Here is a 231-nt window from a genome sequence, read left to right on the forward strand (position 1 = left end):
AACCAGACCGGCCAGATGCTCGCAGCGCTCGCCAACCTGCCCCAGGGCACGTTCGCGAGCAAGCTCGAAGTGTCTGGCGACACAGTGAATGTCACGCGCGAGGTCGACGGGGGCCTCGAGACGCTGCAGCTGACGCTCCCCGCGGTCGTCACGACCGACCTGCGCCTCAACGAGCCGCGCTACGTGACGCTGCCCAACATCATGAAGGCCAAGAAAAAGCAGCTCGACGTC

1 pseudogene is annotated in these 231 nt (G+C 65.4%); it reads left to right on the top strand.

Features of this window, described 5'->3' with window-relative positions:
- Positions 1 to 231 (top strand): annotated as a pseudogene (locus tag B2J89_RS22345) (electron transfer flavoprotein subunit beta/FixA family protein); the annotation flags it as partial.

This window comes from Acidovorax sp. SRB_24 (genome assembly GCF_012931925.1).